13 protein-coding genes and 1 tRNA gene are annotated in these 15,164 nt (G+C 68.4%); 7 read left to right on the top strand and 7 right to left on the bottom strand.

What is annotated here, in order from left to right; translation table 11 throughout:
- Positions 1–6: 6 nt before the first annotated feature.
- The 3 genes from E2F48_RS09345 to E2F48_RS09335 all read right to left on the bottom strand — a co-directional run bounded on the left by E2F48_RS09345 (position 7) and on the right by E2F48_RS09335 (position 4,216).
- Positions 7–1,011 (bottom strand): ABC transporter permease, encoded by a 1,005-nt coding sequence (locus E2F48_RS09345; protein ID WP_133403724.1) that lies wholly within the window; start codon positions 1,009–1,011, stop codon positions 7–9.
- Between the two features lie 92 nt (positions 1,012–1,103).
- The gene (locus E2F48_RS09340) at positions 1,104–2,801 is read right to left on the bottom strand and encodes an ABC transporter substrate-binding protein (protein WP_133403723.1); all 1,698 of its coding nucleotides are present in this window, start codon (positions 2,799–2,801) and stop codon (positions 1,104–1,106) included.
- A 230-nt stretch (positions 2,802–3,031) separates the two neighbouring features.
- Positions 3,032–4,216 carry a MarP family serine protease gene (locus tag E2F48_RS09335; protein ID WP_133403722.1) on the bottom strand — a complete coding sequence of 395 codons (1,185 nt, stop codon included), beginning with the start codon at positions 4,214–4,216 and terminating at the stop codon, positions 3,032–3,034.
- Positions 4,217–4,441: 225 nt separating this feature from the next.
- Between E2F48_RS09335 and E2F48_RS09330 the strand changes: the two genes are divergently transcribed.
- Positions 4,442–5,119 (top strand): Crp/Fnr family transcriptional regulator, encoded by a 678-nt coding sequence (locus E2F48_RS09330; protein WP_120167713.1) that lies wholly within the window; start codon positions 4,442–4,444, stop codon positions 5,117–5,119.
- A gap of 35 nt (positions 5,120–5,154) precedes the next feature.
- Here the strand turns inward: E2F48_RS09330 and E2F48_RS09325 are convergent, their stop codons facing one another.
- Genes E2F48_RS09325 through sp36 form a run of 3 tightly spaced genes read right to left on the bottom strand, consistent with a single transcriptional unit; the run spans position 5,155 to position 6,714 of the window.
- Positions 5,155–6,069, bottom strand: coding sequence for an NUDIX hydrolase (locus E2F48_RS09325; RefSeq protein WP_133403721.1), 915 nt, complete (start codon positions 6,067–6,069; stop codon positions 5,155–5,157).
- 4 nt (positions 6,070–6,073) lie between these two features.
- Positions 6,074–6,556, bottom strand: coding sequence for a RidA family protein (locus E2F48_RS09320; RefSeq protein ID WP_133403720.1), 483 nt, complete (start codon positions 6,554–6,556; stop codon positions 6,074–6,076).
- Positions 6,553–6,714 carry a Sp36 family protein gene (gene sp36, locus E2F48_RS09315; protein WP_120167707.1) on the bottom strand — a complete coding sequence of 54 codons (162 nt, stop codon included), beginning with the start codon at positions 6,712–6,714 and terminating at the stop codon, positions 6,553–6,555. The genes E2F48_RS09320 and sp36 overlap by 4 nt, the downstream gene beginning before the upstream one ends.
- 37 nt (positions 6,715–6,751) lie before the next feature.
- Here sp36 and E2F48_RS09310 point away from each other — a divergent pair, with 37 nt between their 5' ends.
- The 6 genes from E2F48_RS09310 to E2F48_RS09285 all read left to right on the top strand — a co-directional run bounded on the left by E2F48_RS09310 (position 6,752) and on the right by E2F48_RS09285 (position 14,797).
- Complete coding sequence (locus E2F48_RS09310; RefSeq protein WP_246018734.1) at positions 6,752–9,049, top strand: transglycosylase domain-containing protein; 2,298 nt, start codon at positions 6,752–6,754, stop codon at positions 9,047–9,049.
- Entirely contained in the window at positions 9,046–9,996 is a 951-nt protein-coding gene (locus tag E2F48_RS09305; RefSeq protein ID WP_133403718.1) for a metallophosphoesterase, read from the top strand. Before E2F48_RS09310 ends, E2F48_RS09305 begins: the two co-directional genes overlap by 4 nt.
- A 111-nt stretch (positions 9,997–10,107) precedes the next feature.
- Positions 10,108–11,919: an ABC transporter ATP-binding protein gene (locus E2F48_RS09300; protein WP_133403717.1), complete on the top strand. Its 1,812-nt coding sequence runs from the start codon at positions 10,108–10,110 to the stop codon at positions 11,917–11,919.
- Positions 11,916–13,790 carry an ABC transporter ATP-binding protein gene (locus E2F48_RS09295; protein ID WP_133403716.1) on the top strand — a complete coding sequence of 625 codons (1,875 nt, stop codon included), beginning with the start codon at positions 11,916–11,918 and terminating at the stop codon, positions 13,788–13,790. The genes E2F48_RS09300 and E2F48_RS09295 overlap by 4 nt, the downstream gene beginning before the upstream one ends.
- 101 nt (positions 13,791–13,891) lie before the next feature.
- Positions 13,892–13,965: transfer RNA gene (locus tag E2F48_RS09290), tRNA-Pro, on the top strand.
- A 211-nt stretch (positions 13,966–14,176) separates the two neighbouring features.
- Positions 14,177–14,797 carry a hypothetical protein gene (locus tag E2F48_RS09285; protein WP_133403715.1) on the top strand — a complete coding sequence of 207 codons (621 nt, stop codon included), beginning with the start codon at positions 14,177–14,179 and terminating at the stop codon, positions 14,795–14,797.
- Between the two features lie 54 nt (positions 14,798–14,851).
- Here the strand turns inward: E2F48_RS09285 and E2F48_RS09280 are convergent, their stop codons facing one another.
- Positions 14,852–15,154, bottom strand: a complete 303-nt coding sequence (locus tag E2F48_RS09280; RefSeq protein ID WP_133403714.1) for an EthD domain-containing protein — start codon at positions 15,152–15,154, stop codon at positions 14,852–14,854.
- Between the last annotated feature and the right edge of the window lie 10 nt (positions 15,155–15,164).

Here is a 15,164-nt window from a genome sequence, read left to right as displayed (position 1 = left end):
TTGCACTCACTGCACACGCACTCTCGGGTCGATGATGCTGTAGGAAATGTCAACGAGGAGGTTGATGATCGCGTAGAGGATGGCGATGAAGATGATGAACCCCTGGAGGACCGGGTAATCAAGGCCGAAGATGGCGTCGCGCAGGAACCGCCCGATGCCGTTGAACGCGAAGACCGTCTCGGTGAGCACGGCGCCGGAGATGAGCAGGCCGAGCTGCAGGCCGATGGTCGTCACCACCGGAAGCATGGCGTTGCGCAGGATGAACCGGCCGCGGATGGTGCGCTCCATGAGGCCCTTGGCCCGGGCGGTGCGCACGTAGTCGGCGTTCTGGGTCTCAAGCACCGAGGCCCGGGTGATGCGCACGATGATGGCCAGCGGGATGGTGCCCAGGGCCAGCCCGGGCAGGATCAGGTGAAGGAAGGCGTCCCAGGCGGCGTCCCACTCCCCCGTGAGGAGCCCGTCCAGGACGTAGAAGTCGGTGAAGTGGGTCGCGTTGATGCGCGGGTTCTGCCGGCCGTCGGGCGGCAGGATGGACCACTGGATCGCGAACAGGTACTTGAAGATGAACGCGAGGAAGAACACCGGGACGGTGATGCCGATCAGGCTCAGCACCACGGAGCTGTGGTCCACGAAGCGCCCGTAGTGGCGGGCCGCCGCATAGCCCAGCGGTACGCCGATGCCGATGGCGAAGATCAGGGCGACGATGGTGAGTTCGACAGTCGCCGGGAAGCGGGTCGCGAACTCCTCGAGGACGGGACGCCCGGTGTTGATCGAGACGCCGAAGTCGCCCTGCAGCAGCTTGCCGATATAGGTGAAGTACTGGGTGAGGAGCGGGCGGTCGAAACCGTAGAGCTCATTGACCCGGGCGACGGCCTCGGGGGTCGCCTTCTCGCCCAGCAGCGCGGTCGCCGGACCGCCCGGGAGGCTGCGCACCCAGAGGAAGAGCAGAACGGACAGCCCAAACAACGTGGGGATGAGCAGGGCAATTCGCTTGCCTATGACGCGTAACACAGTGTCCTCTCGGGGGGAAACCAGGATGTGCTCTCCAACACAGTGGAGCCGGACCTAATCGTACGGGTCCGGCTCCACTGGACGTGCTGGTATTACTTGCTGAGCTCGATCTCGCTGAAGACCTCATCGTTGACCGGGCTGGCCGGGTAGGAGGTAACGCGCTCGTTGAACGCCAGCGAAGGTGCCGGGTGGGCCAGCGGGATGGCCGGGATGAACTCGGCGATCTGCTGGTTGATCTCCTCGTACGCCTTCGTCTGCTCATCGCGGTCGGTCATGCCCCGCGCCTCATCGAGTGCGGCGAACAGCTCCGGGTTGTCGAAGCCGAACTCCGGCTTCTGCTGGCCGAAGAAGACGCCGATGAAGTTGTCGGTGTCGTTGTAGTCGCCGGTCCAGCCGAGCAGGTGCAGGCCGTGGTCCTCGGTGCCCTGGACCTGGTCGAGGTAGTCAGGGGACCAGGCGGCAGGCGCCGGGGTGACGGTGATTCCGACGTCGGCCAGCTGCGCCTGGAGGTTGGTGAAGACCTGCTCCGGGGTGGGCATGTACGGACGCGAGACGTTCGTCGGGTAGTTGAACTGGACCTCGAAGCCGTCGGGGTAGCCGGCCTCGGCGAGGAGTTCCTTCGCCTTCTCCGGATCGAAGTCGTACGTGGTGACGTCCTCGTTGTAGCCGTCGACGACGTCGGGGATGAACTGGGTCGCGACCTCGGTGCCCTCGGGAAGGGTCTGGGCGACCAGAGCCTCCTTGTCGATGGCGTGCGCAATGGCTTCGCGGACCAGCGGGTCCGCGAGCTGCTCGACCTTGTGGTTGAAGCCCAGGTACAGGATGGTGAACGGGTCGCGGGCCACCACGTTGTATCCGCCGTCCTTCAGGGACTGGACGTCGGCGGGGGCGACAAGGTCGTACCCGTCGATGGTTCCGGCCTCGAGGGCCTGGCGGCGGGCCTGCGGGTCATCGATGATGCGGAAGATCGTTTCGGTGATCTGGCCCTTCTCGCCCCAGTAGTCCTCGAAGCTCGACAGCTCAAGCTGCTGTCCGACGTCCCAGGACTCGAACTTGAAGGGACCGGTGCCCACCGGGTTGCCGAGGGCGTACTCGCTGAGCTTTGGTGATTCCTCGGAACCGCCGATCTCGTCGGCCTTGAACTTCTCAAGCGCGGTGGGGCTCTGCATGGCGAAGGCCGGCAGGGAGAGCGCCGGGACGAATCCGGCGAACGGCTTGGCCAGGTTGACGGTGACCTCGTTGTCGCCGTTGGCCTCGCAGGATTCGTAGACCGCTTCGTCAGGCTGGTCCTTGAACCCGCGGAAGAGCGAGTTGTAGTAGTACGAGACGGTCTCGGCCTGCTGGAGGCCGGTCCAGTTGTACCAGCGGTCGAAGTTGAAGCAGACGGCCTCGGCGTTGAAGTCGGTCCCGTCGTGGAACTTCACGCCCTCCTTCAGCTTGAAGGTCGTCGCCAGTCCGTCTTCGGAGGTTTCCCACGACTCGGCGAGCAGCGGCGCCGGGTCCGCGGTGCCCTTCTCCACGCCGACGAGGCCCTCGAAGATCTGGCGGCTGACGCGGAATGACTCGCCGTCGCTGGCGAAGGCCGGGTCGAGGGACTTCGGGTCGGAGGACGCAGCGAAGACGAAGGTCGAGTTGACGGCCTCGCCCGAACCCTCGGCGCCGGCCCCCTCCTCGCGCTGGCTCTGGACGCAGCCGGTCATGAGCAGCGCGCCGATGGATATTCCCGCAGTCAACGCAGCACGTTTCCTGGTGAGATGGAACCTGCGCACAGAAGTGTCGCGTGTAGACATTTTGAGCTCCTGTTGAACGAGTGTTTCTGGCCGGACAACCCTGTATCCGCCGGACCGGAACGCGCCTGTGCGCACTGGCCGTGTGACGAGCCTAACTTCTAAAGCGGCCGGTTTTCGTATTTCCCGCATCCATCCGGTCACGATTTGGTCTCGCGGGACCTCCGCAGGGCGCGCCGCGGAACCCGCCGGTGGGCCCGCGCAGTTGCCGCCGGATCCGGCGGAGGGCAGGGCTAACGCGGGGTGCACTGCCCGGAGCGGACGGAGGCGGCGTAGCCCGGCGCGCGTTCGGCGATGGGCCGCAGCTCGGCCAGCGACAGGGCGTACCCGACGGGCGCCTCGGCCGTCGACTTGGCGAAAACCACCCCGGCGACCCGCCCCTGCAGGTCAAGCAGCGGCCCGCCCGAATTACCCTGCTGCACGTTGGCGGCCAGGCTGTAGACCTGGAGCAGCTGCGGACTGGCACCATAGATGTTCTGGACCATCACCGCGGACAGGTTCTGCACGCTTGCAGGCTGGATCCGGTAGGGCCCGCCGGCCGGGTAGCCGGCGAAGGCCGCCGTCGTCCCGCGCGGCAGTTCCTCCCCCAGCGGCAGCGCATTCCGGTCCAGGCCGTCCACGGCGAGGACGGCGATGTCGCGGACAGCATCGAAGTGGACGACCCGCCCCGGCAGCGCCCCTCCGCCCAGGACCTCGACGACCGGTTCACCCACCCCCGCCACGACGTGCGCATTGGTGATGACCCGGCCGGGCGCCACAACGAACCCGGTGCCTGTCTGGTTCTGTCCACATTTGAAGGCCGTGCCGGCGATCCGCACCACCGACGCCGCAGCCGCGGCGAGTTCGGGGGTATCGACGGATTCGTCGGGGACCTCCCCGGTCAACGGCGGCGCGACCGTGTCCAAAATGGTGGGGATGCCGTCGTCCACGGCGATGGTGCGCAGCTGCGCCAGCCAGGTGCGCACCGGCGCCGGAGTTGCGCTGTCGATGCCGCGGATGACCTGCGAGGCAGCGAGGTGCTGGGACAGGAAGGGGACGCCGAGGGTGCCCACGCTGAATGCGAGCATCGACATCACCAGCGCCGCCACCACGGTGTTGACCGCGCCGCCGAGCAGGCGGTCAACGGTCCGCAGTGGCCGGGCCTTCAGCCAGCGCCGGATCGAGGACCCCAGACCGGCCCCGAGGGCCTGGCCCACGACGACGAGGATCAGGGCCGTGGCGATGACGGCGGGAAGGCGCCAGCCGTTGTCGGGGACCGCCGCGCTGACCAGCGGGATGGCGAAGAAGGCGGCCACGGCCCCGGCGATAAACCCGACGATGCCCCCAAGGGTCACGAAGAGCCCGTTGCGGAGCCCCACGGCGAGGTATCCGAGCAGCACAAGGCCCAGTACGACGTCGAGGATCGTGAAGTCGGGCATGTCCGTTCTCCCAGTGTGCTTCGTCCGGAAGCCGCGCACCTCCATCACTGAGTTCCAATTCTATCGGCCGGAAGCGGTCCAGCGGCAGCGCGCCGGTTGCGCGGATCGCTTAAACCGCGGCGGAATGGGGTGCATCGGCTGTCCGATCATGCCCGGGTACGGCAAGATGGGACGGTAGAGGCCATGCGGGACAGCCGCACCACCCCCAAGTCAACAGGAGAATTCATGGATATCGAGGTACTGCGCCGGGCGCCGCTCTTCGCTTCGCTGGGAGACGACGTCTTCGCCGCCCTCACTGATGAGTTGACCGAGGTTGACCTCTCGCGTGGATCGTCGGTATTCCGTGAGGGAGACCAGGGCGACCAGCTGTACTTCATCGTCTCCGGCAAAATCAAGCTGGGCCGCACCGCCCAGGACGGCAGGGAGAACCTTCTGGCGATCCTCGGCCCGGGCGAACTCTTCGGCGAGATGGCCCTGTTCGACCCCAGCCCGCGCACGGCCACGGCGACGGCGGTGTCCGAGACCCGGCTGGCGGGGCTAAAGAATGAGAACCTGCGGGTGCTGCTCGAGACCCGCCCCGAGGTATCGGCCCAGCTGCTTCAGGCGCTCGCCCGCCGGCTGCGCCGCACCAACGAGTCCCTCGCCGACCTCGTGTTCTCCGATGTCCCCGGCCGCGTCGCGAAGGCGCTGCTGGATCTGGCCGACCGTTTCGGCAGGCCTGCCACCGACGGCGTCCTGGTGGCCCACGAACTCACCCAGGAGGAACTGGCCCAGCTGGTCGGCGCTTCACGTGAAACGGTCAACAAGGCCCTCGCCGAGTTCGTTCAGCGCGGCTGGCTCCGCCTTGAGGCCCGCGCCGTGGTCATCCTCGACATCCAGCGGCTGCGCCAGCGCAGCCGCTGACCCGGCCGGACTCCGGGGGTAGTCCGGCCGCACTTCTATCGGCCGCGCTGCGCCGAGCCGCCCTCGGTCAGCACCGGGCAGGCGACCTCGAGCATGAGGTCGCCGTCGTGCTCGGCCAGGTGCGGATAGTAGAGCTTGATCTTCCGCTTGTGCGAAAGATAGGCGATACAGCCGCGCGAGGAGCCGAGCTTCTCGAGAATCAGCTCCACCGCGGGCACCGTGATCTCGCTCAGCGTGCGCCCCACGGTGTTGGGCTGGCCTACCTCGTCACCGAGTTCGGTGCTGTTCCGGCGTGCGATCTCCTGCGCCGCGCACTTCCAGCCGCCCCAGATGCCCTTACTCTCAAGGAGCGTGGGCGACTGGTTCACCGGCTGGGCCACGGCGAAGTAGTGGGTGTCGAAGCGGCGGTGCGCGAAGTCGGGGGTCAGCCAGTGCGCCAGCGGCTTGATCAGGTCGGACCGGACGGCCAGCCCGCGCCGGCTGAGGACGTCGGCAAAGGAAGAGTCCTGGTGGGCGACGGTCTCCCGCGCCTTCATCCACTCCCGGCCGCGGGTGCTCTCCACCATGCTGGTGGCGTCGGGCCCGGCCAGCAGCACGCCGGTTTCCTCGAAGAGTTCGCGCACGGCGGCCAGCACGTGGCGCCGGGCCAGGTTGGAGTCGTCGGTCCCCAGCGCCTTCGCCCAGGCGGAGGGGCTGGGTCCGCACCAGTCGACCGGGTCGTCGTCGAACTCCTCGATCAGGCCGCCCGGGAACCCGACGATTCCCAGCGGCGATTCGCTGCGGCGGCAGGTGAGGTAGGTCTCCGCGCCCGTCGGGCTGTCGCGGACCAGGACGACCGAGGAGGCCGGGCGGGCCTTCAGGGGGGTGCGGGCACCATATTCCACCCAGCCCCGGGCGGCGCTGCGCTCCTCGGAATGGAGGGGGAACCTGCGGTTGCTTAGTCGATCCACGGGACTAGACGAACTCGACGATCATTTCGACCTCGACCGGTGCATCAAGGGGCAGCACGGCGACGCCGACGGCGGAACGGGCATGGACTCCGGCGTCTCCGAAAACCTCGCCCAGCAGGTTCGAGGCCCCGTTGATGACGACCGGCTGGCCGGTGAAGGACGGGTCGGAGGCGACGAAGCCGACGACCTTGACGATCCTTGTCACCCGGTCCAGGTCGCCGATCCGCTCCTTGACCGCAGCCAGGGCGTTCACGGCGCAGGTGGCCGCGAGGGATTGGGCGGTATCGGCGTCAACGGCGGCCCCGACCTTGCCGGTGGCCGGGAGCTTGCCGTCAATGAAGGGAAGCTGTCCGGAGGTGTAGACGAAGGTGCCCGAGATGACCGCAGGCACGTAACTGGCGACCGGCGCGGCGACGGCCGGCAGGGTGATGCCCAGCCCGGCGAGCCGCGCCTCGACCGCGGAGGGGGCGGTTTCCGTGCCGCTCACGACTGGCCCTTTTCGCGCTTGAGGTAGGCCACAAGGCCGTTCCCGTCGGGCCCGGGGACCACCTGGACGAGCTCCCAGCCGTCCTCACCCCACTGATCAAGGATCTGCTTGGTGGCGTGGATGATCAGCGGAATCGTGGAGTACTCCCATTTGGTCATGCGTCAAAGCCTAGCGCGTGCTTGTAAACTGCAGTACATGGCTCCTCGGACCTCCCCTCTCTTTGACACGGCAACCACCCTTGGGAAAATCGTTGCATTCCTCGGAATCAGCGGGCTCAGCGGTGTGCTCGCCGCCGGGTTGCTCGTGCCCGTCGCCGCCGCGGCGGGCGCCGGCGCGTCGGCCTCCATCCAGTTCTTCGAGGAGCTCCCGGCGGAGCTTGAGCGCGACGCGCTCGCCCAGCCGACCAAGATCCTCGCGACCGACGGCTCGCTGATCGCCACCCTGTACGAGGAGAACCGGCAGCCGGTCACTCTCGACCAGGTCTCCCCCAATATGACCAATGCCCTCCTGGCCATCGAGGACAACCGCTTCTACGAGCACGGCGGCGTCGACCTGCAGGGCATCCTCGGCGCGGTCGCCAACAACATCAGCAGCGACACCACCCGCGGCGCCTCGACGCTCACCCAGCAGTTCGTCACCAACGTGCTGATCGACACTGCCCGCCAGAACGGCGGGGAAGCGGTCTTCAGCGGCAGCAAGACCATCGGGGACAAACTGCGCGAGGCGAAGCTCGCCATCGCCGTCGAGAAGGAACTCACCAAGGACGAGATCCTTGAGGGGTACCTCAACATCGTGCCGTTCACCGGTACCACCTACGGCGTGCAGGCGGCCTCGAAGTACTTCTTCAACGTCGACGCCAAGGACCTCAACATCCAGCAGGCGGCCCTGCTGGCCGGCGTCGTCAACGGCACCACCTACTACAGCCCCGAGCTGAACCCGGAGCGGTCGCTGGAGCGGCGCAACATCGTGCTCGGCGCCATGCTCAAGACCGGCAAGATCACGCAGGAGGAGCACGACGCCGCCGTCGCGACGGACCTCGGCCTGAAGATCACCCCGACGCTCAACGGCTGCGCCGGTGCCGCCCAGGCACCCTATTTCTGCGACTACGTCACCCACCTGATCCTCAACGACCCGGCCTACGGCGAAACCCCGGAAGACCGGGAAAAGGTCCTTTACCGCTCGGGGCTGACCATCAAGACCACGCTTGATCCCCGAGTGCAGAAGGCCGCGCAGACCGCCGTCAACGAGACAGCGAACCCCGACACGACCGACGGCGCCGTGGGGCACTCCCTGGTGAGCGTCGATCCGAAGACCGGCAACATCGTCTCGATGGCGCAGAACACCCGGTACCGGCCGGGCGAGGCGGCCGGCGACTCGGTCCTGAACTTCAACGTCGACCTGTACGCCGACGGAAATCCCGAAAAAAGCCTTGGCGGCATCGGCGGGTTCCAGCCGGGCTCGACCTACAAGCCATTCACCGTCGCCGCGTGGGTCGACGCCGGGAAATCCCTGAACACGGTCCTTGACGGCAGCAAGAAGCGCTACCCGGAAGGCGACCTGTGGAAGGCCAGCTGCCTCGAAGGCGGCAACTACCCCGTGCAGAGCCCGGACGGCGTCAGCGGCTACTTCCCCCAAAACTACGGGGACACCAACTACGGCCCCGCCACCGTGCTGCGCGGCCTGTCCCAGTCCCTGAACACCATCACCATGGCCTCGGCCAAGCAGCTCGACCTCTGCCGCATCCAGGACATCGCCTTCAACATGGGTGTCCACAACGGCAAGAGCAACAAAGGTGAACCCGCACGCCTCGCCGTCTCCCCCTCGGCCCTCATCGGCGGCGACGGCGACGTCGCGCCCCTGTCGATGGTCACCGCCTTCGCCGGATTCGGCAACGAGGGCAGCGTGTGCGATCCCCGCGCCCTGACCGAGGTCACCGCCGCCGACGGCACCAGCTACCCCGTCCCCGCGGTGTCCTGCGAGCAGGTCATCCCGAAGGAAACCGCACGCGGCGTGAACTACGCGACGCAGGAGGTCATGAAGACCGGCTCCGGTTCACAGCTCGAGTACGGCGGCATCCCGATGGCCGGCAAGACCGGCACCAACGACAAGCGCTCGCAGACCTGGTTCATGGGCTACAACTCCGGCCTGGCCACGGCAAGCTGGATCGGCAACTGGAAGGAGGGGAACACCTCCCTCAGCGGCCTGCAGATCGGCGGGCGCGTGTACCCCGAGATCGACGGTTCGCTGATCGCCGGTCCCTCCTGGGCCCGCTTCATGCAGCAGATCCCGGGCCTGTACGTCGGCGAGCGGTTCCAGAACCCGCCGGCCGACATCATCAACGGCCGCCAGAGCGTGCCGTCCTTCGGCAACGGCCAGAACCGCCCCGGTGGGCTTCCCGGCGTTCCCGGTGGCATACTCGGTGGACCGGCCGCACCGGGTGACAACAACGGCGGCGGCAACGGCAACAACGGCGGCGGCGAAGGGGACGACTGAACGTGGAGTCATCGAGGACGAACGGCGTAGGGACAGCGCTCGCATGGAGCACCGGGCTCACAGCACTCGCCGGGGCCGCAACCCTGGGCTACGCCTCGGTGATCGAACGGACCCTCTTCTCGCTCCGTGAGGAGACGGTGCGGATCCTCCCGCCCGGAGCCCGGCCCCTGCGGGTGCTCCAGCTCTCCGACATCCACATGGCACCCCACCAGAAGTCAAAGCGCGACTGGCTGCAGGGCCTGGCCCGGCTTGAACCGGACCTGGTCATCAACACCGGGGACAACCTCAGCCACCGCAAGGCCGTGGGCCCCCTGCTCGAGGCCCTGGGCCCGCTGCTCCGCTTTCCCGGCGTCTTCGTCCCCGGTTCGAATGACTACTATGAGCCGGTCCTGAAGAACCCGCTCCGGTATTTCTCCGGCCCCTCCTCCGCCGGCACGCGCGGGCCCCGCGAGCTGCCCTGGGCTCAGATGTTCAGCGCCTTCGGCACCGCCGGCTGGATTGACCTCACCAACCGGAGCCAGTCCATCGGCATGCGCGGCCTCCGCCTCGACTTCACCGGCGTCGACGATCCGCACCTCGACCGCGACAAGTACGCCGGGTACCCCGCCGGGAGCAGCACCTCCGCCGAGGCCCCGCACGTGCGCATCGCCGTCACCCACGCCCCCTACCAGCGGGTGCTCGACTACTTCACCGACGGTGGCGCCGAGCTGATCCTCGCCGGCCACACCCACGGAGGCCAGGTCTGCGTTCCCGGCTACGGGGCGCTGGTGACGAACTGCGACCTTCCGACCTGGCGTGCCCGCGGGCTCACCGAGTGGGAGCACCGCGGGCGCCGGGTGCCGCTGAACGTCTCGGCGGGCATAGGCACCTCCCGGTTCGCCCCGGTGCGCCTGGCCTGCCGGCCCGAGGCCGTCCTGCTCACCCTGACCGCCCGGGATGCCGCGTAGGAGAAGTTTTCCGCCGCTGTTCGTTCAATGGGGAGCCAGGCCCGCCGGGCTCCGGGGGCCGCCCCGGCCCGTGCCGGATCCAGGACCGACATCGAGCACCGAAGAGGTGGAATGAAACCGGCACCGACGCTGCGCGAGTCGATGAAGCGCCTGTACCCGCACGTGCGTCCCATCGCCCCGCGGCTGCTGCTGGGCCTGCTGTGCGCCCTGGCCGCGAGCGTCATGGCGCTGGCGATCCCGCAGGTGCTGCGCGTCCTCGTCAATGACTCGCTCACGCCCGGCGGCTCCGCCTCGGGGGTCTGGCTGGCCGCCGGGCTGGTGCTCCTGCTCGGCGTCCTCGAGGCGGCGCTGATCGCCCTGCGGCGGCAGTTCGTCATCGGTCCGGCCACCTCCGTGGAGACCGGCATGCGTACCTCTTTCTACCGGCACCTCCAGGAACTCCCGGTGGAGTTCCACGACCGCTGGGGAAGCGGCCAGCTGCTCTCCCGCGCCATGTCGGACCTGAACCTGATGCGCCGCTGGATGGCGTTCGGACTCATCATGCTGGTCGTGACCTCACTGACCGTGGGGATCGGGGTCGTGGTGATGTTCCTGACCAACTGGATCCTCGCCCTGATCTTTCTCGCCGCCGCGGTGCCGATCATGATCTACGGGTTCCGCTTCCGCACCTCCTACAGCCGGGTCTCGCGCAGGAGCCAGGACCAGGCCGGCGACCTTGCCACCGCCGTCGAGGAATCGGTGCACGGCATCCGCGTGCTCAAGGCCTTCGGGCGCAGCGGCGAGGCACTCGATGCGTTCAATGAGCAGGCGGAGCAGCTGCGCCGCACCGAGATCGTCAAGGCAAAATCGCTCGCCAACTTCTCCCTCGTGGTCACCCTGCTCCCGGAGCTGGCGCTGGGAGCCTCCCTTGTCGTCGGCGTGCTGCTGGCCTCCTCGGGGCAGGTGAGCATCGGGGCGCTCGTCGCGTTCTTCGCCACCGCCGCCGTCGTCGCCGGCCCGGTGGAATTCATCGGACCGCTGCTGGCCATGACCTTCACCGCCAAGACCGCCATCGACCGCCACTACGAGGTCATGGAGACCCGGAACCCCATTACGTCCCCCGCCGCACCGGCGAGGCCGTCCGAGCCGCGCGGGGAGCTGGCCTTCGAGGACGTCCACTTCCGCTACCCCGACACCCAGGACGCCGCCGGGGACATCCTCAACGGCGTGGAGCTGCGGCTGCGGGCCGGTGAAACCCTGGCCCTGGTGGGCGTGACCGGCAGCGGCAAGACCACCCTGGTGCAGCTCGTGCCGCGCCTCTACGACGTGACCGGAGGGCGCATCACCCTCGACGGCATCGACCTGCGGGACTTCGACCTGGCCGACCTGCGCACCCTGGTGGCGGTCGCGTTCGAGGACACGACCCTCTTCTCGAGCTCGGTGCGCGACAACGTCCTGATGGGTGCCCGCACCGAAAGCGACGCCGACGCGGAGGCCCTGCTGGCCGAGGCGCTCGAGGTGGCCCAGGCGCAGTTCGTCTACTCCCTCCCCCTCGGGGCCGACACCCTCATCGGCGAGGAGGGACTGAGCCTGTCCGGCGGCCAGCGCCAGCGCCTGGCCCTGGCCCGGGCCATCGCCGCCCAGCCGCGCGTGCTGGTGCTCGACGATCCCCTCTCCGCCCTCGACGTGCGAACCGAGGAGCTCGTTGAGGAGCGGCTCCGGGAGGTGCTGCGCGGCACGACGACGCTCGTGGTCGCCCACCGGCCCTCGACCGTCGCCCTGGCCGACCGGGTCGCGCTGCTTCAGGACGGGCGGATCACCGACGTGGGCACGCATATCGAACTGCTCGCCCGCAACGACCACTACCGCTATGTCATTGCGAGCCTGACCGAGGAACCGGTGGATCTCGACAGCGGGTACGACGACGAAGAGGCCCTGGCATGACAAAGGCTGCACAGCGCCCGCGACGGCGGCCGGGGCGGAAGTCCAGCCCGGAGGCGACGGCGGGGACCGCCCCTGCGGGCGTCAGCAACGAGGACGAGGTCCTGCTGGACCGGGCGCAGAACCGGTCGGTGCGGGCACGCTCCTTCCGCCTGCTCGGGTCGCTGATCCGGCCCAACAGGCGGCAGTTCGTCCTCACCATCGCCCTCGTCGTCGTTTCCCAGGCCGCCCGGGTCGCCGGGCCGGCGATCATCGCCTTCGGCATCGACAGCGCGCTGCCCGCCCTGATCGCCGGGAACCCGGTACAGCTGGCGGCGGCCGGGGGCGCCTACCTCCTCGCCGCCGTCCTCGGTGCCGTGCTCACCGCCGGGTACGTGCGGGCGACGGCGCGGCTGAGCCAGGCCATGCTGCTCGACCTGCGCCTGTGGGTGTTCCGCCACACCCAGCGGCTGAGCCTCGAGTTCCACGAGAAGTACACCTCGGGCCGGATCATCTCCCGGCAGACCTCGGACCTTGAGGCGCTGCGCGAACTCCTCGATTCGGGCGTCAGCTCCCTGGCCTCCGGCGTGATGTTCATGCTCTTCACGGCCGTGACCATCTTCGCCCTCGACTGGCGGACGGGCCTGCTGATCCTCGCGGCAGGGGTTCCGATGTTCCTGCTGGCCCGCTGGTACCAGAAGCACTCGCAGATCGCCTTCCGGTCCTCCCGGGTGGTCTCCGCGAAACTCATCGTCCACTTCATCGAAACGATGACCGGGATCCGCGCCGTCAAGGCGTTCCGCCGGGAACCGGCCAACGCCACCCGGTACGACGAACTGGCCGAGGACTACCGCCAGGCCACCATCCGCTCGATCAACCTCAACGGCGTCTTCCAGCCGGGTCTGGTGCTCATCGGCAACCTCACCGTGGCCGTCGTCCTTGCGGCCGGCGGCTTCCGGGTCCTCGAGGGTTCGCTTGAGGTGGGGGCGCTGCTGGCCCTGCTGCTCTACAGCAAGCGCTTCTTCCAGCCGGTGGACCAGATGGCCCTCTTCTACAACTCCTTCCAGTCCGCCTCGGCGGCGCTTGAGAAGGTCTCGGGGCTGCTTGAGGAGGTTCCGACGGTCCGCCCGCCCCGGAACCCGGTGTCCCTGCCGAAGGCCCGGGGCGCCGTCGAATTCCGGGATGTCGAGTTCCGCTACGCCGACGGCCCGCAGGTCATCCCGCCGCTGAACCTGGCCATCCCGGCGGGCCAGACCGTGGCCCTGGTCGGGCAGACCGGCGCCGGCAAGTCCACGCTCGCCAAGCTGATCGCCCGCTTCTACGACGTCTCCGCCGGGAGCATCACCCTCGACGGGGTGGACCTGCGCGAGGTGGACGCGAAGGACCTCCGGCGCTCGGTGGTCATGGTGACCCAGGAGGCGTTCCTGTTCAGCGGCTCCGTCGCCGAGAATATCGCCCTCGGCCGGCCCGATGCGTCCCGGGAGGAGATCGAGGCGGCCGCGCAGGCCGTCGGCGCCGACGCGTTCATCCGCGAACTGCCCGAGGGCTACGACACCGACGTCAACAAGCGCGGTGGCCGGGTGTCCTCGGGGCAGCGGCAGTTGATCAGCTTCGCCCGGGCCTTCCTGGCCGACCCGGCCGTGCTGATCCTCGACGAGGCGACGTCCTCCCTCGACCTTCCCAGCGAGCGGCTCGTGCAGGAGGGCCTGCAGCGGCTGCTGGGGCAGCGCACCGCCCTGATCATCGCCCACCGGCTGTCCACCGTGGCCATCGCCGACCGGGTGCTGGTGGTGCACGACGGCGAGGTGGTTGAGGACGGGAAACCGGCGGACCTGATCGGTGGAACCGGCCGGTTTGCGGCCCTGCACGCGGCCTGGAAGGACTCGCTGGTGTAGGGACGCCGGCCGTGGCGGGCCGGGGTTTCGCCTCCCGGGCCTTCACGGGGTATTCTTGGAAAGTTGCTTTTGCCGCAGGTCCTGCGGCGGGAACAATTTATCGGGGTGTGGCGCAGCTTGGTAGCGCGCGTCGTTCGGGACGACGAGGCCGCAGGTTCAAATCCTGTCACCCCGACGAAGAAGTGAACTGAAGTTCATGTGATCCAGGCACGGCAGCAGGGGCGTCTCCGCAGCGCGGAGGCGTCCTTTCCTGTTTCCGGACCACATCCGGCGGCGCCCCTGGGTGAATGCGCGCGGCGGGCGCGTGTTGGACCCGGCATCGCCGGGCCGATGCGGTTGGATTAGGAGCAAGCGAAACCCCGAGCGCCGGAAGAGGCACCCGAACAATGCACAACGCGGCGCAGGTCGTCTCCCGGTTCGGCCCCACCCTCGACCGGGTGGCCGGGCTCATCGACACCGCGGCCCAGAAGGCCGTGGTGCACTTCCTGAGCGAGTACCAGCCCGAGGAATTCGTCCGCCGGGAGATCTACCGTCACGCCACCCGCGACCGGGTCTGGAACCTGCTGCTGGGAAACCCGGTCTTCGTCGATACCGGGATCACGGCAGTCCCCAGCAACAAGGGCGGCTACCTTTCAGCCGAGGGCATCGGCAGGATCTCCATCCTGACCCGTCCACCGGGCGTCACCCTCCTTCCGGGCACCGACCCGGAACAGGGTGCCCTCTTCGACCTGCCCGACGCCGGGGACGGCCTCCTGCCCTCCCGGGAGCTGTGGAGCGTCCAGGCCCTGCAGACGGCGATCTACTGGGACCCCACCACCACCGGGTCCCTGCGCCGGGCGACCCTGAGCGTGGGGTACGACCTGGCGAAGATCCACGCCGTCGTGCTGTCCGAAGTCCTCCTGAACCCCCGCGGCCCCGGCGCGCCCGGCCTGCGCTCCCCGGGCCTGGTCGAGGTTCCCCTCGAGGGCTTCGACGACCTCTTCGCGCCCGGAGGCGGAGCGGACTAAGCGCGGGGCCCTCCGCCCGGTCGACGCCGGACACCGGCGTAGGTGCGGCTCCCGCTACTGCTCGACCTCGGAGAAAAGGCCCATGAAGGTGCCTCCCATTCCGCCCAGCTTCTGGAAGAACTGCCCGGCCTGCGGCACGCTGACGGCCTGTGAGGCCGCGTCATAGCTCTCGAAGTAGAAATCGAGGGTGCGGTAGGCGGGCGTCGGCGTCCCGTCTTCCTTCGGCCACACCTTGGCGGACTCGAGGCGGAGCTGGCCGGGCAGTGACTTGGCGATCGTCAGCAGCTCCGGGAAGTCACGCTCGAAGGCCTCGGGATCGGTCGGGTTGTTGATGATGACGGTGATCTTCGTCTGCATTCGGAACTCC

The organism is Arthrobacter crusticola, assembly GCF_004357995.1.
In the GTDB taxonomy this organism is placed as follows: Bacteria; Actinomycetota; Actinomycetes; order Actinomycetales; family Micrococcaceae; genus Arthrobacter_D; species Arthrobacter_D crusticola.
The sequence above is the reverse complement of the archived record's forward strand: the minus strand, read 5'-3'. Positions and strand labels throughout refer to the sequence as shown.